This is a genomic window from Stenotrophomonas sp. CFBP8994 (assembly GCF_034044835.1).
Lineage (GTDB): Bacteria > Pseudomonadota > Gammaproteobacteria > Xanthomonadales > Xanthomonadaceae > Stenotrophomonas > Stenotrophomonas rhizophila_A.
Window position 1 is genome coordinate 116,306 of sequence record NZ_JAXCWT010000006.1, and the last position, 21,116, is coordinate 137,421.

18 protein-coding genes are annotated in these 21,116 nt (G+C 69.1%); 16 read left to right on the plus strand and 2 right to left on the minus strand.

Annotated elements, in window-relative coordinates; all coding sequences use genetic code 11:
• Window positions 1-115 precede the first annotated feature (115 nt).
• The 14 genes from SOM39_RS16705 (at window position 116) to SOM39_RS16770 (ending at window position 13,562) form a co-directional block, all read left to right on the plus strand.
• Window positions 116-700, plus strand: coding sequence for a (2Fe-2S)-binding protein (locus SOM39_RS16705; RefSeq protein WP_320458996.1), 585 nt, complete (start codon window positions 116-118; stop codon window positions 698-700).
• On the plus strand, window positions 673-1,743 hold the full coding sequence (locus SOM39_RS16710) for a xanthine dehydrogenase family protein subunit M (protein ID WP_320458997.1): 1,071 nt from the start codon (window positions 673-675) through the stop codon (window positions 1,741-1,743). The genes SOM39_RS16705 and SOM39_RS16710 overlap by 28 nt, the downstream gene beginning before the upstream one ends.
• On the plus strand, window positions 1,740-4,016 hold the full coding sequence (locus SOM39_RS16715) for a xanthine dehydrogenase family protein molybdopterin-binding subunit (RefSeq protein ID WP_320458998.1): 2,277 nt from the start codon (window positions 1,740-1,742) through the stop codon (window positions 4,014-4,016). Before SOM39_RS16710 ends, SOM39_RS16715 begins: the two co-directional genes overlap by 4 nt.
• 63 nt (window positions 4,017-4,079) lie before the next feature.
• Window positions 4,080-5,276 carry a molybdopterin molybdotransferase MoeA gene (locus SOM39_RS16720; protein WP_320458999.1) on the plus strand — a complete coding sequence of 399 codons (1,197 nt, stop codon included), beginning with the start codon at window positions 4,080-4,082 and terminating at the stop codon, window positions 5,274-5,276.
• A gap of 1 nt (window position 5,277) precedes the next feature.
• Window positions 5,278-6,303, plus strand: coding sequence for a GTP 3',8-cyclase MoaA (moaA, locus tag SOM39_RS16725; protein ID WP_320459000.1), 1,026 nt, complete (start codon window positions 5,278-5,280; stop codon window positions 6,301-6,303).
• Window positions 6,303-6,791 carry a cyclic pyranopterin monophosphate synthase MoaC gene (moaC, locus tag SOM39_RS16730; protein ID WP_320459001.1) on the plus strand — a complete coding sequence of 163 codons (489 nt, stop codon included), beginning with the start codon at window positions 6,303-6,305 and terminating at the stop codon, window positions 6,789-6,791. Before moaA ends, moaC begins: the two co-directional genes overlap by 1 nt.
• Entirely contained in the window at window positions 6,788-7,378 is a 591-nt protein-coding gene (locus SOM39_RS16735) for an NTP transferase domain-containing protein (protein WP_320459002.1), read from the plus strand. Before moaC ends, SOM39_RS16735 begins: the two co-directional genes overlap by 4 nt.
• Complete coding sequence (locus tag SOM39_RS16740; protein WP_068852256.1) at window positions 7,378-7,620, plus strand: MoaD/ThiS family protein; 243 nt, start codon at window positions 7,378-7,380, stop codon at window positions 7,618-7,620. Before SOM39_RS16735 ends, SOM39_RS16740 begins: the two co-directional genes overlap by 1 nt.
• Window positions 7,617-8,084, plus strand: coding sequence for a molybdopterin synthase catalytic subunit (locus SOM39_RS16745; RefSeq protein ID WP_068852258.1), 468 nt, complete (start codon window positions 7,617-7,619; stop codon window positions 8,082-8,084). Before SOM39_RS16740 ends, SOM39_RS16745 begins: the two co-directional genes overlap by 4 nt.
• A gap of 60 nt (window positions 8,085-8,144) precedes the next feature.
• Window positions 8,145-8,789, plus strand: a complete 645-nt coding sequence (gene paoA, locus SOM39_RS16750) for an aldehyde dehydrogenase iron-sulfur subunit PaoA (RefSeq protein WP_320459003.1) — start codon at window positions 8,145-8,147, stop codon at window positions 8,787-8,789.
• Entirely contained in the window at window positions 8,786-9,736 is a 951-nt protein-coding gene (locus tag SOM39_RS16755; protein WP_320459004.1) for a xanthine dehydrogenase family protein subunit M, read from the plus strand. Before paoA ends, SOM39_RS16755 begins: the two co-directional genes overlap by 4 nt.
• Window positions 9,737-9,739: 3 nt before the next feature.
• Window positions 9,740-11,938, plus strand: coding sequence for an aldehyde oxidoreductase molybdenum-binding subunit PaoC (paoC, locus tag SOM39_RS16760; RefSeq protein WP_249832556.1), 2,199 nt, complete (start codon window positions 9,740-9,742; stop codon window positions 11,936-11,938).
• The gene (locus tag SOM39_RS16765) at window positions 11,935-12,966 is read left to right on the plus strand and encodes an XdhC family protein (RefSeq protein ID WP_320459005.1); all 1,032 of its coding nucleotides are present in this window, start codon (window positions 11,935-11,937) and stop codon (window positions 12,964-12,966) included. Before paoC ends, SOM39_RS16765 begins: the two co-directional genes overlap by 4 nt.
• The gene (locus SOM39_RS16770) at window positions 12,963-13,562 is read left to right on the plus strand and encodes a nucleotidyltransferase family protein (protein ID WP_320459006.1); all 600 of its coding nucleotides are present in this window, start codon (window positions 12,963-12,965) and stop codon (window positions 13,560-13,562) included. Before SOM39_RS16765 ends, SOM39_RS16770 begins: the two co-directional genes overlap by 4 nt.
• A gap of 10 nt (window positions 13,563-13,572) precedes the next feature.
• Here the strand turns inward: SOM39_RS16770 and SOM39_RS16775 are convergent, their stop codons facing one another.
• A complete protein-coding gene (locus SOM39_RS16775; RefSeq protein WP_320459007.1) occupies window positions 13,573-18,327 on the minus strand; it encodes an ATP-dependent helicase in 4,755 nt (1,584 codons plus the stop codon).
• On the opposite strand from SOM39_RS16775, the gene SOM39_RS16780 reads away from it, so the two are divergent.
• Both SOM39_RS16780 and pip read left to right on the plus strand, forming a co-directional pair.
• Entirely contained in the window at window positions 18,326-18,904 is a 579-nt protein-coding gene (locus tag SOM39_RS16780; protein WP_320459008.1) for a hypothetical protein, read from the plus strand. The genes SOM39_RS16775 and SOM39_RS16780 overlap by 2 nt on opposite strands.
• A 49-nt stretch (window positions 18,905-18,953) precedes the next feature.
• A complete protein-coding gene (gene pip, locus SOM39_RS16785; RefSeq protein WP_320459009.1) occupies window positions 18,954-19,916 on the plus strand; it encodes a prolyl aminopeptidase in 963 nt (320 codons plus the stop codon).
• On the opposite strand, the gene SOM39_RS16790 is transcribed toward pip, so the two are convergent.
• On the minus strand, window positions 19,892-21,022 hold the full coding sequence (locus tag SOM39_RS16790) for an alkene reductase (RefSeq protein ID WP_320459010.1): 1,131 nt from the start codon (window positions 21,020-21,022) through the stop codon (window positions 19,892-19,894). The two genes, pip and SOM39_RS16790, sit on opposite strands and share 25 nt — an antisense overlap.
• Between the last annotated feature and the right edge of the window lie 94 nt (window positions 21,023-21,116).

The window sequence follows — 21,116 nt, forward strand, 5'->3', positions numbered from 1 at the left end:
AGTAAGTCTACGTGAGGGCAGTCAATTGCATCTTCGCGTGTACTGCACTGCGCCTCCACCCCCGTTGGACGCGGCATGGCGCACGGTGGGACGCATCGCCCCAGCCGGAACTGCCATGAGCGAGTCTGTCGCCCCCCTGCTTGCCGCCACTCCCCCACGCCCTGCCCCCCGACCGCGCGTGCTGTACCCGCTCAGCCTGACCGTCAATGGGTCCCCGCATGCGCTTCAGGTCGAATCCTCGGTAAGCCTGCTTGACCTGTTGCGTGAACGCCTTCAGCTGACCGGCACCAAGAAGGGCTGTGACCACGGGCAGTGTGGCGCGTGCACCGTGCTGGTGGATGGGCGGCGAATCAACAGCTGCCTGACCCTGGCGGTGATGCAGGATGGCGCACAGGTGCAGACCATCGAAGGTCTCGCCGACGGCGACGACCTGCATCCGCTGCAGCAGGCCTTCATCGCCTGCGACGCGCTGCAATGCGGGTACTGCACGCCGGGGCAGATCTGCTCGGCGCAGGGCTTGATCAACGAGGGCAAGGCGTGCAGCCGCGACCAGGTGCGCGAGCTGATGAGCGGCAACGTCTGCCGCTGCGGCGCCTACCCGCAGATAACGGACGCGGTGATGTCCGTCCTGGAAAGCGAACAACCACTGGCGGCCGAATCCCCGGCGTCTGAATGGGTTCCGGGCACGGTGCCCGCATGATTCCCGCCACCTACCAGCGACCCGATTCGATCGCCTACGCCCTGCAGGCCCTGGCCGGCTCACTCGGAAGCAACGATACCCGGCCCATCGCAGGCGGCACCAACCTGCTGGATCTGATGAAGCTGCAGCTGGTCACTCCGGGCGCACTCATCGACGTGAACCGGCTCCCGCTGGACCGGATCGAGGCGCGCGAGGACGGCGGCCTGCGTCTGGGCGCGACGGCGCGCAACGCCGACACGGCCTGGCACCCGCTGGTCGAGCGCGACTACCCGTTGCTGTCGGCCGCCATGCTCGCAGCGGCGTCGCCGCAGATCCGCAACATGGCCAGCAACGGTGGCAACCTGCTGCAGCGCACACGCTGCACGTACTTCTATGACCGGGCCACGCCCTGCAACAAGCGCGAGCCGGGCAGCGGCTGCTCCGCCATCGGCGGGTTGACCCGCCACCACGCCATCCTGGGCGCGAGCGAGCACTGCATCGCCACCCATCCGTCTGACATGTGCGTGGCGCTGGCCGCTCTGGACGCAGTGGTGCACGTTGCCAGCGTGCGCGGTGAGCGCGAGATTGCGTTCGCCGATTTCCATCGCCTGCCGGGAGATACGCCCGACGTCGACACCTCGCTCGCCGCCGATGAACTGATCCTCCGCATCGAGCTGCCACCGGCCACCCGCTTTGCCGCCCACAGCGCGTATCTCAAGGTTCGCGAGCGCCTGTCCTACGCCTTCGCGCTGGTCTCGGTCGCGGCCGCACTGGATATCGCGCCGGATGGCACCATCCGCGCGGCGCGCCTGGCACTGGGCAGCGTGGCACACAAGCCGTGGCGGGTGGCTGCCGCCGAAGCGGTACTGGAAGGCGCACGACCTGGACCCGAACCCTTCGCTGCCGCCGCCGAGGCACTTGTGCAGGGCGCGGTGTCGCAGGGCCAGAACGCCTTCAAGATCCCGCTGGCCCGCCGCACGGTGATCCGCGCGCTCGAAACCGCCGCACGCGGCACCGTCGACAACCAGGGCAGCTCGCGCCCCCAACCGGAGACGCCGGCATGAATCTTCCCAACCCGCTCCATCCGCCGGTGGCCCCGGCAGGTACCGGACACGTGCCCACCGGCACCGGTACGCCCCGCATCGACGGGCGTGCGAAAGTCACCGGCCAGGCGCGCTATGCCGCCGAGTGGCCTGCAACGGACCTGGTATACGGCGTGGCGGTCAACAGCACCATCGCGAAGGGGCGCATTCTGGGCTTCAGCCTGGATGCCGCCGAGGCGGTCCCCGGCGTGCTGCGCATTCTCACCCACGACAACCGCCCGCGGATGCGCAGCGCAGGTCTGTTCTACAAGGACATGACCGCGCCCGCTGGCAGCCCGTTCCGCCCCCTGTACGACGCCACCGTGCTGTACAGCGGGCAGCCGGTCGCGCTGGTACTGGCCGAGACGTTTGAAGCCGCCCGCGAGGCTGCCGAACGCGTGGAAGTGCACTACGAGGTCGACGAGCACGACACCAACCTGGTGGCCGCCATGGCCCGCGCACGCCCACCGAGGAAGCTGAAGGCAGGCTTTTCGGCCCCGCCCAAGGACAAGGGCAAGCCCGACGACGCATTCACGCAGGCGCCCTTCCAGGTCACCGCCGATTTCTACCACGGCGTGGAACACCACAACCCGATGGAGCTGTTCGCCAGCACGGTGATCCGCGGCGACGACGGACACTTGACCATCTACGACAAGACCCAGGGGTCGCAGAACAGCCGGTGGTACGTATCGCATGTGTTCGGCCTGCCCAAGCGGAAAGTGACGGTGCGCAACCCGTATGTGGGTGGCGCTTTCGGGGCGGGGCTGCGCCCGCAGTATCAGCTGCCGCTGGCCGTGATGGGCTCGCTGGCGCTGGAGAGATCGGTGCGGGTGGTGCTGACCCGGCAGCAGATGTTCACCTTCGGCCACCGCGCCGAGACCGTGCAACGGGTGAAGCTGGGCGCGGACGCCGACGGCACCCTGCACTCGATCTGGCACGAAGCCGTGGGCGAAACCTCGCGCATCGAGGATTACGTGGAAGTGGTGGTGAACTGGAGCGGCCAGTTGTACACCTGCGACAACGTGCACCTGGGTTACAAAGTGGTGGACCTGGACCAGTACACCCCGATCGACATGCGCGCACCCGGTGCCGCACACGGCGTGCATGCGCTGGAAGTGGCGATGGACGAGCTTGCAGCTGGCCTCGGCATGGACCCGCTGGCACTGCGCCTGAAGAACTATGCCGAGGTCAACCCGGCCGACGGCAAGCCCTATTCAAGCAAGGCGCTGCGTGAATGCTACGAGCAGGGCGCAGCCCGCTTCGGCTGGGCCGACCGCCCGCAGCAGCCGCGTTCGCGCCGCGAAGGCAATGAGTGGGTCGGCTGGGGCATGGCCACCGGCCAATGGGATGCCATGCAGATGTTCGCCCGCGCGCGCGCCGTGCTGCACGCCGACGGACGGCTGGTGGTAAGCAGCGCCGCCAGCGACATCGGCACCGGTACTTACACCGTGATGAGCATGATCGCCGCCGAAGCGTTGGGACTTCCGCTGGAGCAGGTGAGTTTCCAGCTGGGCGATTCGACGCTGCCGGTGGCGCCCATCGAAGGGGGCTCGTCGCACGTAAGCACCGTCGGCTCGGCGGTGGAAGGCGCCTGCACCAAACTGCGTCGCCGGTTGCTGGCACTGGCGCGGCTGGCGCCGGGAACCGCGTTCGCGCGCGCCCGCCTGGAGGATGTGGTGTTCCGCGATGGCACCCTGGCGCTGCGCGACGACCCCGCCAGCGCGGTTCCGCTGACCGCGCTGCTGGCCGGCGCTGAGCGCGCCAGCGTCGAGGCCAGCTACCTGCTGCTGCCCAACCTGCTGGAACAACGGAAGTTCACCCGCGCCACCCACAGTGCGGTGTTTGTGGAAGTGCGGGTCGACGAAGACCTGGGCACCGTACGGGTGATGCGGGTGGTCAGTGCCATTGCCGCCGGGCGCATCCTCAACCCGACCACGGCACGCAGCCAGATCATCGGCGGCGTGGTCTGGGGCATCGGCGCGGCCCTGCACGAGCACACCGAGGCCGACCATCGGTTCGGCCGCTTCATGAACCGGGATTTCGCCCAGTACCACGTGTCGGTCAACGCCGACATCCACGACGTGGACGTGCTGTTCGTCGAGGAGGATGACCGCGTGGTCAGCAGCTTGGGCGCAAAGGGCGTGGGCGAAATCGGCCTGGTGGGGGTATCGGCCGCGATCAGCAATGCGATTTTCCACGCCACCGGCAAGCGCATCCGCAGCACCCCGATCACCCCGGACAAGGTGATGCGCTGACGTGAAATGGCGATCACGCCGGAATCGCCAGACTGGGCCATCCCAAGCCACCCGCACGCACTGATGAGGCCGTTGATCAGCGTAGAGGAAGCCGATGCCGTGCTTCGTTCCAGCACCCCCGACGTTGTCACCGAACAGATCGCCCTGCCCGATGCGGTCGGCCGCGTGCTGGCACAACCGGTGGTAGCGGAAGGCGCGCAGCCGCCGTTCGACCGGGTCATGATGGATGGCGTGGCCACGCGCTGGCAGCCGGTGATGCCCGCCCTGCTCCGGGTTGCCGGTGCGCAGATGGCCGGCATGCACGGCCAGGTGCTGGAAGACGCCGGCAGCTGCATCGAGGTTTCCACCGGCGCCGTCCTGCCCGAGGGGTGCGACTGCATCGTGCCGATCGAACAGCTGGAGCGCACCGCTGGCGGCTATGCGCTGCGCGCCACCGCCGTGCCGGTCGCCGGCCGGTTCATCCACCGCCGTGGCAGCGATTGCGCCGCCGGCACGCCGGTGCTGGCGCCGGGCATCCACATAGGACCGCCCCAGATGGCGCTGCTGGCTGCCAACGGCGTGGCCCGGGTCACCGTGGCGCGGTTGCCGAAGGTGGCCATCGTCGCGACCGGCGATGAACTGGTGGACGTGGACGCAGCGCTGCCGCCCGGACGCATCCGTCGTTCCAACGACCTGGCCTTGATGGCCGCGCTGCAGGCGGCCGGCCTGGGCCGCGCCTCCCTGCACCACCTCGCAGACGATCCTGCCCTGCTTGCCGAGGCGCTGGGCCGGCTGCTGGCGTCGCACGACACGCTGGTGCTGTCCGGCGGCGTTTCCATGGGACAGCGCGACTACCTGCCCAACACGCTGGAGGCGCTGGGCGTGCGTTGCCACTTCCACGGCATCGCACAACGGCCGGGCAAGCCCATGTGGTTCGGCGTGGGGCCGCAAGGACAGCGGGTCTTCGCGCTGCCGGGCAATCCGGTTTCGTCGCTGGTCTGCCTGATCCGCTACGTGCGCCCGGCGCTGCTGGCGGGCATGGGCGCTGCGCCCGCTGCACCGGAGCAGGTGTCCCTCGCCACCGCCCTGCCCGCCTTTGCCCTGGCCCAGTTCATTCCGGTCCATCTGCGCGACGATGGCGCCGGCAATGCGGTGGCCGAGCCCGTGGCCTCGCGCAACTCCGGTGACTTCACGGCGTTGGCCGGCACCGCAGGCGTGCTGGAGCTGGTTGCCGGCAGCGCGGGCCAGGCAGGCCAGCCATTGCGGCTGCACCGGTGGTGAGATGAGCGTCCACGCACCCCTCCTGGATCGCCGCAACCGCCCCCTGCGCGACCTGCGCATCTCGGTCATGGACCGCTGCAATTTCCGCTGCACTTACTGCATGCCGGCGGCGACCTATGGCGAGGACTATGCCTTCCTGCCGCCGGAGGCGCGGCTGAGCTTTGATGAGATCGAGCGCGTGTGCCGCCAGGCCGCCTCGCTGGGCGTGAGCAAGCTGCGCCTGACCGGCGGCGAACCGCTGCTTCGCCCGCAGTTGCCCGACCTGATCCGGCGCCTGCGTCGCATCGACGGCATCGACGATATCGCCCTGACCACCAACGGCGTGCTGCTCGATCGGCAATCGCAGGCCTTGGCGGATGCGGGCCTGGACCGGGTCACGGTCAGCCTGGACACGCTGGATCCCGCGCTGTTCCGCCAGATCAGCGGCGGGCGTGGCGACGTGGACGCCGTGCTGCGGGGGATCGACGCGGCCTGCGCCGCTGGCTTCCGTGACGGGGTCAAGATCAACGCCGTGCTGCAGCGCGGGCTCAACGACGCCGGCGCGCTGGCGCTGGTCGAACGCTTCCGCGGCAGCAGCGTGGTGCTGCGCTTCATCGAGTTCATGGACGTGGGCAACCGCACCGCCTGGTCAGTGGACAGCGTGGTCAGCTCGCAGGAACTGCACGCGCGCATCCACGCCCGCTGGCCACTGATGGCATTGCCGCCGCGCCATCCGGGCGAAGTCGCCACCCGCTACCGTTTCGTTGATGGGGGCGGTGAAATCGGCCTGATCTCGTCCATCTCCACGCCCTTCTGTGGCGACTGCACGCGGGCGCGCCTTTCCTCCGAAGGCCAGCTCTACACCTGCCTGTTCGCCACCCGTGGTACCGACCTGCGCGGCCTGCTGCGCGCCAGCGCGGATGACGCCGCCCTGCGCGCGGTGCTGGCGGGGGTGTGGTCGGCCCGCAACGACCGCTACAGCGAACTGCGCGGCCGCCCGGCGTCAACGCCAGGACGCCGCATCGAAATGCACTACATAGGTGGATGATGGAACCCAACCCTACCCTGCTTTCGCACCTGGACGCCGATGCACGGCCGCGCATGGTCGATGTGGGCGGCAAGACCGCCACCGACCGCGTGGCACACGCCCAGGCCCGCGTGCGCTTCCCGCCCGAGGTCGCCACCCAGCTGCGCGAAGCCGGCTTCGTGCTGCCCAAGGGCGCGGTGCTGACCGTGGCCCACATTGCCGGGGTGATGGGCGCCAAGATCACCTCGCAGTTGATTCCGCTGTGCCACCCGCTTGCCCTGCAGCGCTGCGATATCACCATCGACATGGAGGGCGACAGTGCGGTGATCGACTGCACGGTGGCCTGCCACGGCACCACCGGTGTCGAGATGGAGGCCCTGACCGGGGCCAGCATTGCCGCGCTCACGCTGTATGACATGTGCAAGGCGCTGTCGCACGCCATCGTGATCGAGCAGGTGCGGCTGGTGGCCAAACGCGGCGGCAAGTCCGACCTGGCGTACCCGTCATGAACGCACCGCTGTCTGCCCTGCTGCTGACCGGCGGTGCCAGCCGCCGCATGCAGGCCGACAAGGCACTGCTCGACTATGCCGGACAGCCACAGCTGCTGCGTGCCTGGGCACTGCTCAGGCATGTCGAGGTGGTGCAGGCCTTCGTCTCGCTTCGCCCGGACCAGCGCGGCGAAACGCTGAGGGGCAGCCTGCCAACCTTGGTGGACAGTGTCGACAGCGTGGGTCCCGTCGCTGGCATCCTCTCCGCGCAGCAGGCATTCCCCGGTCATGCATGGCTGGTGATCGCCTGCGACCTGCCCCTGCTGGATGCGCGCACGCTGCGCGCGCTGGTGGCGGCACGGCAACCCGTGAAGGACGCCACGGCGTTCGTCAGCCGCCACGACGACCTGCCCGAGCCGCTCTGCGCGATCTGGGAACCGTCCTCCGCGCCGCTGCTGCGCCAGCGCTTCGACGCGGGGAACTACTGCCCGCGCAAAGCGCTGCTGCAGTTGCAGATCCACGCGCTGCCCTCGCCTGGCAGTGCCCTGGACAACGTCAACACCCCCGGCGAGCTGCTGCAGGCACGCCAACAACTGGAAACCAGCTGATGCCCCAGGTCGAACTCAATTACTTCGCGCAACTGCGCGAACAGGCCAACAGGGGTGCCGAACGCGTGGAGACCGACGCCGATTCGCTGGGCACGCTCTACGCGCAGCTGCAGGCCCGGCACGGCTTCACCCTGCCGGCGTCCACGCTCAGGGTAGCCGTGAACGAGCGCTTCTGTGGATGGGACCACCCGCTGCAGGACGGCGACACCGTGGTGTTCATCCCACCGGTCAACGGCGGATGAGCGGGTTCTCGGTAAGCGCGGTGGGGCTGGATGTGCCGGCACTGCGTTCGGCCCTGCAGAATCCCGCGCACGGCGCGTTCTGTGCGTTCGAAGGCTGGGTGCGCAACCGCAACGACGGCCGCGATGTGGAAGGCCTGGAATACGAGGTGTACGCCGCCCTGGCGCAGAGCGAGGGCGAGACCATCCTGGCCGAAGCCCGCGAGCGCTTCGGCGATATCGATGCGATCGGGGTCCACCGCAGCGGTCGCCTGGCGGTAGGCGAGCTGGCGGTGTGGGTCGGCGTTTCCTCGCCCCACCGCGACGCCGCCTTCGGTGCATGCCGCTACATCATCGATGCGATCAAGCACCGGCTGCCGGTCTGGAAGAAAGAGCTGTACGTGGAAGGCGACAGCGAGTGGGTGGTCTGCTCGCACGGCGGCAACCCCCATTCACATGGCGCTTCACCGCATGCCGACCGCCCCTGAACCATCATCATCGTACCGATCCCGTGAGCCAGGCTGCAGCAGCCAACGAGGAGCCACCCCATGAGCACGCCCCCCCAGCTTTCCCTTTCCCGCCGCGACGTGCTGAAACTCGGCGCCGGCTCGGCCACCAGCATGGTCATCCCCACCGTGGTCGCAGAAGCCCAGGGAAACACCGCCGGCGCACGCGCACCGGTGACCGCCGAGGTGGCCTTCGAGGTCAACGGCAAGCTGCGCACGCTGCAGCTGGACACCCGCGTTACCCTGCTCGATGCACTGCGCGAGCACCTCCACCTGACCGGTACCAAGAAAGGCTGCGACCATGGCCAATGCGGTGCCTGCACGGTGCTGGTGGACGGTCGCCGCATCAATGCCTGCCTGACCCTGGCGGTGATGCATCCGGGCGCGAAGATCACCACCATCGAAGGGCTGGGCGCCCCGGACAAACTGCACCCGATGCAGGCTGCGTTCGTCAAGCACGATGGCTACCAGTGCGGCTACTGCACCCCTGGGCAGATCTGCTCGGCGGTGGCGGTGCTGCAGGAAGTGCGCGACAACATTCCCAGCCACGTCACCGATGACCTCGGCGCCCGCGCCACGCTCAGCGCCGATGAGATACGCGAACGCATGAGCGGCAACATCTGCCGCTGCGGCGCCTATTCCAACATCGTCGAAGCGATCGAAGACGTCGGAGGAACGCGCGCATGAGGGCCTTCACTTACGAACGTGCCAGCTCGCCGGCCGAAGCGGCCGCTGCGGCGGCCCGCACCCAGGGCGCGCGCTTCATTGCCGGCGGCACCAACCTGCTGGACCTGATGAAGCTGGAGATCGAAACGCCCGCGCACCTGATCGACGTCAACGGGTTGTCGCTGGATACCATCGAAGCCACCGCCGAAGGCGGCCTGCGCGTCGGTGCGCTTGTACGCAATACCGATCTGGCGGCCGACCCGCGCATCCGTCGCGACTACGCCCTGCTCACCCGCGCGCTGGTCGCCGGGGCCTCCGGCCAGCTGCGCAACAAGGCCACCACCGCCGGCAACCTGCTGCAGCGTACCCGCTGCCCGTATTTCTACGACACCGCGCAGCCGTGCAACAAGCGCCTGCCGGGCAGTGGCTGCGGGGCCATCGGCGGGATCAGCCGGCAGCTGGCGGTGGTTGGCGCCAGCCCGGCCTGCATCGCCACCCATCCCAGCGACATGGCGGTGGCGATGATGGCGCTGGACGCGGTGGTGGAAACCATCCGCCCGGACGGCTCCAGCCGGCGCATCCCGCTCAATGACCTGTACCGCGCGCCCGGCACCACGCCGCAGGTGGAAACCGTGCTCGACAAGGGCGAATTGATCGCCGCCGCGGTGCTGCCTGCTCCGCTTGGCGGGACGCACATCTACCGCAAGGTGCGCGACCGCGCCTCGTACGCCTTTGCGCTGGTGTCGGTGGCGGCGGTGGTCCAGCGCGACGGCAGTGGTCGGGTCGCCCTGGGCGGTGTGGCATACAAGCCCTGGCGCACGCCGGAAGCCGACGCGCTGCTGCCGCAGGGCGCGGCTGCCGTCATGGCCTCGCTGCTGAAAGGCGCGACGCCCTCGTCACAGAACGCCTTCAAGGTGCAGCTGGCCGAACGCACGCTCGCCGCCGTGCTGCTGGAGGCGAAGGGATAAGCCATGAAATTCGACACGCCTGCAGGAAAGAATCCGATCGACCAGCTCAAGGTGGTCGGCCAGCCGTTGAATCGTATCGACGGTCCGCTCAAGACCACCGGCCATGCCCCCTATGCCTACGAACGCCACGACGCGGTGGCCGCGCCGGCATACGGCTACGTGGTCACCGCCGGCATCGCCAAGGGCCGGGTCAGCAGCATGGAACTGGATGCCGCACGCCGCTCCCCGGGCGTGCTGGCCATCGTCACCGCCGACAACGCCGGGCCATTGCAGAAGTCGCAACGCAATACCGCCGCGCTGCTGGGCGGGCCGGAGATCTCGCATTACCACCAGGCGCTGGCGCTGGTGGTGGCCGAGACCTTTGAACAGGCGCGCGCCGCGGCCGGCCTGGTCAAGGTCCGCTACACCACGCAGAAAGGCGCTTACGACCTGGCCGCGGCGAAGAAGGCCGGCACCAACTTCCAGAAGACCGACCCGGACGCCCGCGTGGGCGATTTCGAGAAGGCCTTCGGCGAGGCACCGGTGACCTTGGATGCGCTGTACCACACCCCCGACCAGTCGCACGCGATGATGGAACCGCACGCCACCCTCGCTGCGTGGGAAGGCGACAAGCTCACGGTGTGGACCTCCAACCAGATGATCGACTGGGGCAAGACCGACCTGGCCAAGACCCTGGGACTGCCGAAGGAGAACGTGCGCCTGGTTTCGCCGTACATCGGCGGCGGCTTTGGCGGAAAACTGTTCGTCCGTTCGGACGTGCTGCTGGCGGCATTGGGTGCGCGCGCAGCGAAGCGCCCGGTCAAGGTCGCGCTGTCGCGCCCGCAGATCGCCAACAACACCACCCATCGTCCCGCCACGCTGCAGCGCATCCGGCTGGGTGCTACCGCGCAGGGGACGCTCACCGCGATCGGTCACGAATCGTGGTCGGGCAACCTGCCCGGCGGCTCCCCCGAAGAAGCGATCCAGCAGACCAAGCTGATGTATGCAGGCGCAAACCGGCTGGCCGGGTTGCGTTTGGCGCACCTGGACCTGCCGGAAGGCAACGCCATGCGCGCGCCGGGCGAAACCCCGGGGCTGATGGCGCTGGAAATCGCGATGGATGAAATGGCCGAGAAGCTCGGCCTGGATCCGGTCGAGTTCCGCATCCGCAATGACACCCAGGTGGACCCGGCCAATCCGGAACGACCCTTCTCCAAGCGCCAGTTGGTGCAGTGCCTGCGCGACGGTGCGCAGCGCTTTGGATGGGACAAGCGCAATGCGCGCCCCGGCCAGCAGCGCGATGGCCGCTGGCTGGTGGGCATGGGCGTTGCCGCCGGCTTCCGCAACAACCTGGTGATGAAGTCGGGTGCGCGCGTGCGCCTGGATGCCACGGGCCAGGTCACGGTGGAAACCGACATGACCGACATCGGCACCGGCAGCTACACCATCCTGGGCCAGACCGCCGCAGAGATGCTGGGCGTGCCCATTGAGAAGGTCACGGTGAAGCTGGGCGATTCCAGCTTCCCGGCCTCGGCGGGTTCCGGCGGCCAATGGGGCGCCAACAGTTCCACTGCCGGCGTGTTCGCGGCGTGCACCAAGCTGCGCGAGGCGGTGGCGACGAAACTGGGACTGGACCCTGCCACCGCGACCTTTGCCGACGGCCAGGTCAGCGCCGGCGGCAAGCGCTTCGCGCTGGGCAAGGCCGCAGCCGACGGCGAGCTGGTGGTGGAAGACACCATCGAGTTCGCCGAGCTGGAAGAGAAATTCCAGCAGTCCACCTTCGCCGCGCACTTCGTGGAAGTGGGCGTGGATGTCGCCACCGGCGAAAGCCGGATCCGGCGCATGCTGGCGGTGTGCGCCGCCGGGCGCATCCTCAACCCCAAAACCGCGCGCAGCCAGGTGATCGGCGCCATGACCATGGGCGTGGGCGCGGCCTTGTCGGAAGAGCTGGCGGTGGATACGCGGCTGGGCTTCTTCGTCAACCACGACCTGGCCGGCTACGAAGTGCCCGTGCATGCCGACATTCCCCACCAGGAGGTGGTGTTCCTGGACGAGACCGACCCGGTGTCGTCGCCGATGAAGGCCAAGGGTGTGGGCGAGCTCGGCCTGTGCGGTGTCAGTGCGGCGGTGGCCAATGCGATCTACAACGCCACCGGCACCCGCGTGCGCGAATATCCGATCACGCTGGACAAACTGCTGGCCGGGCTGCCCGCGCTGGGATGAGTGCCGGCCTGGCCAGTACGCCCCTGGATGCCGAGGACGGTAACCCCGGCCTCGTGTTCAAGGCGACCCTCGATGCGCTGCGCGAGGGTCGTCGCGCGGCGCTGGCGGTGGTGCTGGAAACCGAAGGTTCCACCTATACGCGCGCCGGCACGGTGGTGCTGTTTTCCGATCACGGCCACGTCGGCTGGCTCAGCGGTGGCTGCCTGGAGCCGGAGATTGAGCGCCGCGCGATGCAGGCCGTGGACGAGAACACCTTGGCATGGATGGAGATCGATACCCGCGACGATGATGCGTTGTTTGCCGGCAACGCGGTGGGATGCCGTGGGCGGCAACGGGTGGTGTTGATTCCGCTGGCGTCGCTTGCCGGCATCGACAGCGTGTTTGACCCGTGGTTGCGGGGAGAGGAAACGCTTGAACTGACGCTGCACGGCACGGGTGTGCTGCAGTGGCGCTGTGGCGACATGGGCCTCTCCCATGACATCGCCAGTCCGCCGGTCGACTGGGAAGCACCTCGCCGGGAGTGGCAGCTGCAATGGCGGCGTGCGCCGAGCGTGGTGGTGCTGGGCGCGGGCCCGGAGGCCGCGCCGCTGGTGCCCTTGCTGATGGGCCTGGGATGGCGGGTTGAGGTGCGTGAGCCGCGCCCGCGGTGGCAGGGGCGGCTTGCTGCTGTCGTGCAACCCGACCAACGGTCGGGTGCTACCGCGGGTTCGTTTACCGATTGCAGCACGCGGTGGACCAACGGGCCGCTTCCGGATGCGGTGCTGGTGATGCACCACAATTTCGAGCTGGACCGGGAAGCATTGGACGCACTGGCGGCCACCTCCATTCCCTTCATCGGATTGCTGGGGCCAGGCCGACGGCGCGACGACCTGTTCAAACTGCTGCCCCTGGAAGCTCGGGCAGCGCTGTCCCCTCGCCTGCGTTCGCCGATCGGGCTGGGGCTGGGCGGGCGCGGGCCGGAGGCCATTGCGCTGAGCATTGCCGCCCAGCTGCAGGCATGGCGGCACGGCGTGCCGGAAGTGCCGTGATCAACGCCCATGCCGCCGTGGTGCTCGCCGCAGGCGCAAGCACGCGGCTGGGCCGCCCTAAACAGCTCCTGCGCCGCGATGGCGAGACCCTGCTGCACCGCATGGTCCGGTTGGCAGCAGGCACCGTACCTTCGGTGCTGGTGGTGGTGCTGCCCGAGGCGTCTGGACCGCTCACCGATGCGGTGGCCGACCTCGAATGCGTGCAGGCGCTCAATCCACAGCCGCAGCGCGGCATGGGCAGCAGCCTGGTGGTCGCCGCGCCGATGGTCCAGGCCTCCGCACGGGTGCTTGTGGTCGCCTGCGACCAGCCCGCGCTGGAGGCTGCGCATCTGCAGGCGTTGCTGGACAGTGCCAGCCAGTCAACCTCAGGCTGCGCGGCCACCCTGCTGCTGGGCACGCTCGGCGTGCCGGCGGTGGTGCCCGGCCCGTGGTTCGCCGATCTCGCCGACGGCCAGGGTGACAGCGGCTTCCGCGCACGGCTGCGCGCGCTCGAACCCGGAACGGTCGGTGTGCTGCATGCCCCTGCCCTCGCGCTGGATATCGATACCCCGGACGATCTGCGCGCCGCGCACGAACTCGGCCTGATCGACGACTGACACCGTGGCTTCAGGGTTGCCAGTCGAGGCCGCGTGGTGCGCTTGAGAAACCCGCCGCACGCAGTGCCTCGGTCACCGCATCGCGCTGGATGGGCGCATCGTCGATCAGTTCCAGGGTGAACGTCATGCGCCGCCCGCGTCGCAGTGCGATGACCAGCGCTTGGGCGGCCGCGGTCAGCGCCGCGTCTTCGCCAGGCGCGCCCGGCTCGAACCACGTCAGCAGTTGCCGCCCGCCCTGGGCCAGGTACATGCGCAGGCGACCGCCGCCGATCACCACCAGTGCACCGGGCCGTCGTACCGGCCGCTGTGACACGCGGTGCGCCGGCCATGGCAGCACCGGTCCGAACGGATTGGCAGGGTCCGCCGCGGACAGTCCCACGCTGAACCCGACCCGCCCGGGCTGCTGCGCCTCGGCTACCTCACGCAGGGCATCGACCATGCCACGTTCGGCGAACTGTGCGCCGCCCATCCCGTCCACGAACCGCCCGCGCAGCACCCGGCCGGCATCTTCCATGCCGCGATAGACCTGCACCAGCGCGGGGAACCCCCCGGCGATGCCTTCGGCAATGGCCGCGCCGCGCGTCACGATACCGTGGCGCTCCAGCAGCCCGTTCGCCAGCGCGACCGCACGCACCGTATCGCTGACCAACGGCCGCTGCAGCAGCGACCATCGACCCGCGAGCGTAGGTGTGGCCAACGTGGTCGCCATCGGCTGCAGGCCGCCCGCAGCGCCGAGCGGATCCATCATCGCCCTGCCCCGCGCGTAGCGGTTCTGTCGCGCAGAGGTCGTCGCCCGCGGGCGCGCGGGTCGCGAGGCCGACAGGTGCCGCAGCGGCGTCCACAGATCGGTGGTCACCCGACCGCCCCATGCCAGTTCCCACAGCGCGGTGTGCAGCGTCTCGGCATCGACCACGACGCCGTCCGCTCCGGCAGCAGCCAGGCGCGCCTGCACCGCAGTGGCGAGCTGTCGTGCAAAGAACGCACCGCCATCCGCCATTACCGTCAACAGCGCCGCCTGCAAGGGCGAAGGTTCGATCGCCTGCGCGACAGGCAGCGTTTCGCCCATGCCCTCCTGCACGTGAAGCGACACCAGGCCGTCATCCTCGCCCAGGCGGCCATGACCCACCCACGCCACCGTGCCGGTCGCCAGCAGTTCGTCCAGCATCGTCGGGGTGTAGTCGGCCACCCGTGCCGACAGGATCTGGTGCTCCCACGCCGACACCGGCATCGGAACGCCGGCCAGCAGCTCGATCACGCGCAGGACGCCATCGCCACCTTCCAGCGCGCCGTGCGCGGGTACCGCGCTGGAGCGCGATGCCACCGTCGCGTCGGCCACCAGCCCATGCCGCTCCAGCAGCAGCGCTGCATACGCTTCACGGCTGGCCGGACGCGTCGCTTCACGCGCGGCCTGCAGGGAGCGCAGGCGCAGGCGCTGGAACACCGCTTCGCCCACCCATTCGCGGCGCGCCAACGGAACCGTTGCAGCATCGGCGCCGTCGTCGCGCGCGTTCCCCGCGCCGAAATGACCACTGAGCACCTTGCCCTGTCCGGCCAGATGCTCCAGCGCCGCATCCACCACGGCCACGCCCAGCCCCCAGTGGCGGGCTGCATCGCCCGTGGTGAATGCCGCATGGGTGCGCGCGTAGCGTCCAAGCAGCTCGCCCAACGGGTCGCTGGAAGGCTGCAGGAACACGGCGGGTATGCCGCCTGGTAGTTCAACGGCGAGCGCATCCCGCAAGCGGGCGGCGTCCTCCACGGCGGCCCAGACCGGCCGCCCGGCCACCTGGACGGAAACGATGCGCTGCTCGCCCTGGAGCAAACGCAGATGCGTGCCGACGCTGTCTGCGTCGATGAGGCGCGCTGCGATGTCCGTTTCGCTCAACGGGCCCAGCTCGCGCAGCAGGTCGGCAAGCCCTTCCCTGCCGTTCGCCTGCCGCCCCGGTGCCAACCGCAGCAACTCCAGCCCCACCTGTTCCACAACGGCGGGATCAAGCAGTTCACCCAGATCCACCTGGCCGAGCAGGTCACCCAGCAGCCCGGCATCCAGCGACAGCACCGACGCGCGGCGCTCGGCCAGCGGCACATCGGTGCCATACATGAACTCGGCCACGTAGCCGAACAGCAGGTTGGCGGCAAACGGAGACGGCACCTCGGTGGTGACCTCGGCGATCTCGATGCGGCCATCGGCCAGCCGCTGCATCAGCGTGTCCAGCGCATCCAGGTCGTAGACATCCTGCAGGCACTCGCGCGCCGCCTCGATCAGGATCGGGAATTCCGGATAGCGCTGCGCGATGGCGAGCAGCTCGGCAGCGCGCAGGCGCTGCTGCCACAGCGGTGAGCGTTTTCCCGGCTTGCTTCGCGGCAGCAACAGGGCCCGCGCCGCGCACTCGCGGAACCGTGCGGCAAACAGCGCTGAACCGCCCACGGCCAGCGTCACCTCACGGCGCAGCCGTTCGGGCTCGAACAGGAACAGCTCGGCGCCGGGCAGCCGCCCTGACGAATCGGGAATGCGCACGATGATGCCGTCATCGCTGGCCACCACCGCCGGGTCCACGCCCCAGCGTTCCTGGATGCGCCCTGCCAGTGCCAGCGCCCAGGGATCGTGGATGCGCCGTCCATAGGGCGAATGCAGCATCACCCGCCAATCGCCGGATTCATCACGGCAGCGTTCCACCACCAGCCGGCGGTCTGTCGGCAGCACGCCGGTTGCCGCGCGCTGCTCATCCAGCAGGCCAATGATGTTCGCGATCGCATTGGGCTGCAGACCCGCACCCTGCAACCGCGTGAGCAACGCCGGCGCAAGCGTGTCGTTGCCCGCTTCGGCATCCAGCGCGGCCAGGAATGCGCCCACCGCCTCACCCAGTTCTGCCGGGCGGCCCACGCCTTCGCCCCGCCAGAACGGCAGCCGTGCCGAGCGCCCGGGCGCGGGCGTGACCACGACCTGGTCATGGGTGATCCGCTCGATCCGCCAGGAAGTGGCGCCCAGCGTGATCACGTCATTGACCCGTGATTCGTGGACCATTTCCTCGTCCAGCTCGCCAACCCGGCGCGAGCCGGCACGTTCTTCGCCTTCGGGCAGCATCACGCTGTACATGCCACGGTCGGGAATGGTCCCGGCGCTGGTCACCGCCAGCTGCTTGGCCCCCGGCCGTGCGCTCAATTCACCGCTCTGCCGGTTCCACACCAGGCGGGGGCGGAATCCGGCGAAGTCGTCGGACGGGTAGCGCCCGGCCAGCATGTCCAGGGTGGCATCGAACGCACTGCGCGGCAGGCTGCGGTACGGCGCCGCGCGACGCACGCGCGCATACCAGGCGTCGACATCCAGCGGCTCCATCGAGGCCGCCGCCACGGTCTGCTGGGCCAGCACGTCCAGCGGGTTGCGCGGCGGATCCACCGCTTCGATGCGCCCTTCCAGCATCCGCTCGATCGCCACGGTGGCGTCGATCAGGTCACGTCGCGTGCGCGGGTAGACCAGCCCGGTGGAGGTACCGCCGACCTGGTGGCTGGCCCGGCCGATCCGCTGCAGCGCACTGGCCACCGACGGCGGCGCCGCGACCTGGATGACCAGGTCCACCAGCCCCATGTCGATGCCCAGCTCCAGGCTGGAGGTCGCCACCACGCAGCGCAGCGAACCGTCCTTGAGCGACTGCTCGATGTCGCGCCGCTGTTCCTTGGAGACCGAGCCGTGGTGGGAGCGCGCGATCAGCTCGGGGCTGGCCACCACGCGCGACACCGTGCTGCCGGTGAACGAGCCGTACTGCTCGGGTACGGGCGCGACAGGCGGCTGGCCGGCCGCGCGTGCGGTGCGTTCGGCATGCAGTTCGTTGAGCCGCGCGGTCAATTTCTCGGCTACCCCGCGCGAGTTGGCGAACACGATGGTGGAGCGCCGCGCCAGCACCTGGTCGAGGATGCTTGCTTCCACGTGCGGCCAGATCGAGCCCACCCGTCCGCCCGGCTCCCGTTCCGCGCCGGGTCCCGCGTGCGGTGGCAGGTCGGCCATGTCCTCCACCGGCACCACGATGCTGACGTCCAGCTTGCGCGGACTGGCCGGGTCGACCACGGTGACCGGCCGGTCGCCGCCCAGGAACCCCGCCACCTGCTCCACCGGGCGCACCGTGGCCGACAGGCCGATGCGCTGCGCGGGCACCTGCAGCAATGCGTCCAGCCGCTCCAGGCTGAGCGCCAGATGGGTGCCGCGTTTGCTGCCCGCCACCGCATGGATTTCATCCACGATCACGGTATCGACCTCGCGCAGGGTCTCGCGCGCCTTCGAGGTCAGCATCAGGAACAGCGATTCGGGCGTGGTGATCAGGATGTCCGGCGGCCTCCGCAGCAGTCGCGCACGTTCAGCCACGGGAGTGTCGCCGGTGCGGATGCCGACCGTCAGCGCTACCGCGGGATCGCCCCGCCGTTCCCGCTCGGCGTCCACGCCCTGCAACGGCACCTGCAGGTTGCGCTGCACATCGGCGCCAAGCGCTTTGATCGGCGACAGGTAGAGCACACGGGTGCGGCGCGGCGGCGCCTTCGACGCGCCGGGGCGCGCGGCCTCCTGCTGTCGTGCCCGGTACAGCTGGTCGATGGCGTGCAGGAACGCCGCCAGGGTCTTGCCAGATCCGGTCGGCGCGATCACCAGCGTGTGCTCGCCCGCACCGATGGCGCGCCACGCCGCGGTCTGTACCGGGGTGGGCGCGGGAAATGCCGAGGCGAACCAGGCGCGGGTAGCGGGTTCGAACAACATCAGGGCGGCAGCGGGCGAAGGCGTCATGGCTGCCCACCTTACCTTCCGCTGCGTAGAAATACCGATCACGGCCACGCAGATTTTCCGATGCGGCCGACGGTTTTTCATGCAAGGCTCACACTGGGTTGGCCCCTCGGCCAACAGCGGAGCGTCCAGCATGAATCCGCAGGCGATCAGAAACACCCTGGCGGTGGTGTTGATCACCCTGTGCGCGTTGCCTGCCCCGGATGCGCCTGCGTATGCGCAGTTTGCTCCGCTCCTCATGCCGAACGCGAACCAGGCACCGCGACCGGAGCCGGCCGACCGCTGGCGGCTGGATTTCCACGACGCAGCCGATTCAGACGGCATCATCAGCTTCCGCCTGTGGGTGCAGGAAGAGTCGCCGATGCACGTCGATGTTCCCATCCGCAAGGGCGAGTCAGACCGCGAGATCGCGCGTGCCGCCCGCGATGCACTGGCGAACCGGCTTGGCGAACGCTATGCGGCCGTCGTCGTGGACGGTGAGGATGTCGTCATCACGGCGCAGCGCGGCTCACCGCGCTTTACCGTCGAACTGCTGCGCGATACCGCACGGGATGTCGATGTCGACGTGGACCGCGACTGACTGATGCCTGGGCTATCCTTGGCGGGCACCCGTCCCAAGGTTTTTCGCCATGCGCACGCTCTATCCGCCGACCACCCCGTTCCGCGAGCACCACCTCCCGGTCGATGACCTGCATACGCTGTATGTGGAGGAATGCGGAACCCCAGGCGGCATCCCGGTGGTGTTCCTGCATGGTGGCCCCGGTGCAGGGGTATCGCCGACGCACCGGCGCTTCTTCGATCCGGCGCGTTACCGGATCGTGCTGATCGACCAGCGCGGCAGCGGCCGCTCCACGCCGTTCGGCGAACTGCGCGACAACACCACCGCGCATCTGGTGGCGGATATCGAAACCGTGCGTGCCCGGCTGGGCATCGAACGCTGGCTGGTGTTCGGTGGCTCGTGGGGTTCCACGCTGGCACTGGCGTATGCGCAGGCGCACTCCGACCGTGCCACCGGTGTGATCGTCCGCGGCGTCTACCTGGGCCGTGCAGAAGAGAACCGCTGGTTCAATGAAGCCGATGGCGGTGCGCGCTGGGTGTTTCCCGAGCGCTGGGCGCGCTATGCCGCCCATCTGCCGGAGGAAGCGCACGGCAACATGATTGAAGCCTATTGGCAACGCATGGACAGCGACGACAGCGCCACCCGCATCGCGGCCGCGCAGGCCTGGCTGGGCTGGGAAGACTTCGCCGCCACGCTGGTGCACGAGGTCGATGCCGTGTCCGACGCCGACCCGCTGGAGACCCTGGCCAAGGCGCGGATCGAGGCGCACTACTTCCGCCACAACGCCTTTCTCGAACACGGCCAGCTGCTGCGCGACATCGACCGCATCCGCCACCTGCCCGGAGTGATCGTGCAGGGGCGCTACGACATCATCTGCCCACCGCGCAGTGCCTGGGACCTGTCCGAGGCATGGCCGGAAGCCAGGCTGGAGATGGTGCTCTCCGGCCACAGCGCGACCGAGCCGGCCACGGTGGACGCGCTGGTGCGCGCCACCGATGCGTTCGCCGATCAGGCCGCGGCGTACGCCGGGTAATCGGTATAGCCCTTCGCGCCACCGCCGTAGAACGTGGTGCGGTCCGGGGTGTTGAGCGGCCAGCCGTTCTGCAGGCGTGCCACCAGGTCCGGGTTGGCGATGAACGGCGTGCCGAAGGCGGCCAGGTCGATCAGGCCGGCGTCGATCAACTGCTCGGCGCGTGCACGGTCCAGCCCACCGGCGAGGATCAACGCGGTGTTGGGCAGGTTGCCCTTGATGGTGCGCAGCAGGCCCTGGAAGCCACCTTCGGCGCCGGGGTCGACCACCACATCGCCCACCTTGAACCCGGACTGGTCCATCAGGTGGACGAAGGCCAGCCCACGCTCGCCGATGGCCTTGCTCAGCACGCCGTAGGTTTCCTCGATGCCGTCGTGCAGCGGCATGTCGAACAGCTGCCCGTAGGGCGACAGGCGGATGCCGGTGCGCGCCGCACCGATGCGGGCCACCACCGCGTCGATCACCTCCAGGGTGAAGCGCAGGCGGTTTTCCATGGTGTCGGCCGCGTACTGATCGGTGCGGTCGTTGACCAGCGGGTTCATGAACTGCTCGAACAGGTAACCGTTCGCGCCGTGGATCTCCACGCCGTCGAAACCGGCGTCGATGGCATTGGCCGCCGCCTGCGCGAACTCACCCACGATGCGTGCGATCTCGTCGGTGGCCAGCTGGCGCGGCGCCGGCGGTGCCACCAGGGTCGGCGTACCGGTCTCGTCGTAGCCGAACGCCTGCGCGCCCACCGGCTGCTTGGAGCTGGCGCTCACCGGCAGGCGGCCGTCGGCCTGGATGGTCGGGTGCGAAACCCGGCCCACGTGCCAGAGCTGGGCCACGATGCGGCCGCCCACGGCATGCACCGAGTTGGTGACCAGGCGCCAGCCCTCGATCTGTTCCGGGCGGAAGATGCCCGGATTGAACAGGTAACCCTGCCCTTCCTGCGAGATGGGGGTGCCTTCGCTGACGATCAGGCCGGCGGTGGCGCGCTGCGCGTAATAGAGCGCGATGCGCTCGTCGGCGATGTCGTTGGGCGCGCGGGCGCGGGTCAGCGGCGCCATCACCACGCGGTTGCGGAGCGGCGTGCCGGCGAGATCGAACGGGGTGAACAAGGACGTCATTGCGGTGTTCCTGGGGAGGGGCCCGCCAGTGCGGGCAGGTGTGCATGCTAGGCAGATGCCGATACAGCTACAATCCAGCCAACGGGCAAATCAC

Excerpts from the sequence above, each read along its gene's own strand:
- SOM39_RS16755 (WP_320459004.1), top strand. The coding sequence starts at position 8,786 with ATGAGGGCCTTCACTTACGAACGTGCCAGCTCGCCGGCCGAAGCGGCC.
- SOM39_RS16740 (WP_068852256.1), top strand. The coding sequence starts at position 7,378 with ATGCCCCAGGTCGAACTCAATTACTTCGCGCAACTGCGCGAACAGGCC.
- SOM39_RS16705 (WP_320458996.1), top strand. The coding sequence starts at position 116 with ATGAGCGAGTCTGTCGCCCCCCTGCTTGCCGCCACTCCCCCACGCCCT.
- SOM39_RS16765 (WP_320459005.1), top strand. The coding sequence starts at position 11,935 with ATGAGTGCCGGCCTGGCCAGTACGCCCCTGGATGCCGAGGACGGTAAC.
- SOM39_RS16780 (WP_320459008.1), top strand. The coding sequence starts at position 18,326 with ATGGCTGCCCACCTTACCTTCCGCTGCGTAGAAATACCGATCACGGCC.
- moaC (WP_320459001.1), top strand. The coding sequence starts at position 6,303 with ATGGAACCCAACCCTACCCTGCTTTCGCACCTGGACGCCGATGCACGG.
- SOM39_RS16720 (WP_320458999.1), top strand. The coding sequence starts at position 4,080 with ATGAGGCCGTTGATCAGCGTAGAGGAAGCCGATGCCGTGCTTCGTTCC.
- moaA (WP_320459000.1), top strand. The coding sequence starts at position 5,278 with ATGAGCGTCCACGCACCCCTCCTGGATCGCCGCAACCGCCCCCTGCGC.
- SOM39_RS16710 (WP_320458997.1), top strand. The coding sequence starts at position 673 with ATGGGTTCCGGGCACGGTGCCCGCATGATTCCCGCCACCTACCAGCGA.
- pip (WP_320459009.1), top strand. The coding sequence starts at position 18,954 with ATGCGCACGCTCTATCCGCCGACCACCCCGTTCCGCGAGCACCACCTC.
- SOM39_RS16775 (WP_320459007.1), bottom strand. The coding sequence starts at position 18,327 with ATGACGCCTTCGCCCGCTGCCGCCCTGATGTTGTTCGAACCCGCTACC.
- SOM39_RS16735 (WP_320459002.1), top strand. The coding sequence starts at position 6,788 with ATGAACGCACCGCTGTCTGCCCTGCTGCTGACCGGCGGTGCCAGCCGC.
- SOM39_RS16790 (WP_320459010.1), bottom strand. The coding sequence starts at position 21,022 with ATGACGTCCTTGTTCACCCCGTTCGATCTCGCCGGCACGCCGCTCCGC.
- paoA (WP_320459003.1), top strand. The coding sequence starts at position 8,145 with ATGAGCACGCCCCCCCAGCTTTCCCTTTCCCGCCGCGACGTGCTGAAA.
- SOM39_RS16715 (WP_320458998.1), top strand. The coding sequence starts at position 1,740 with ATGAATCTTCCCAACCCGCTCCATCCGCCGGTGGCCCCGGCAGGTACC.
- paoC (WP_249832556.1), top strand. The coding sequence starts at position 9,740 with ATGAAATTCGACACGCCTGCAGGAAAGAATCCGATCGACCAGCTCAAG.
- SOM39_RS16745 (WP_068852258.1), top strand. The coding sequence starts at position 7,617 with ATGAGCGGGTTCTCGGTAAGCGCGGTGGGGCTGGATGTGCCGGCACTG.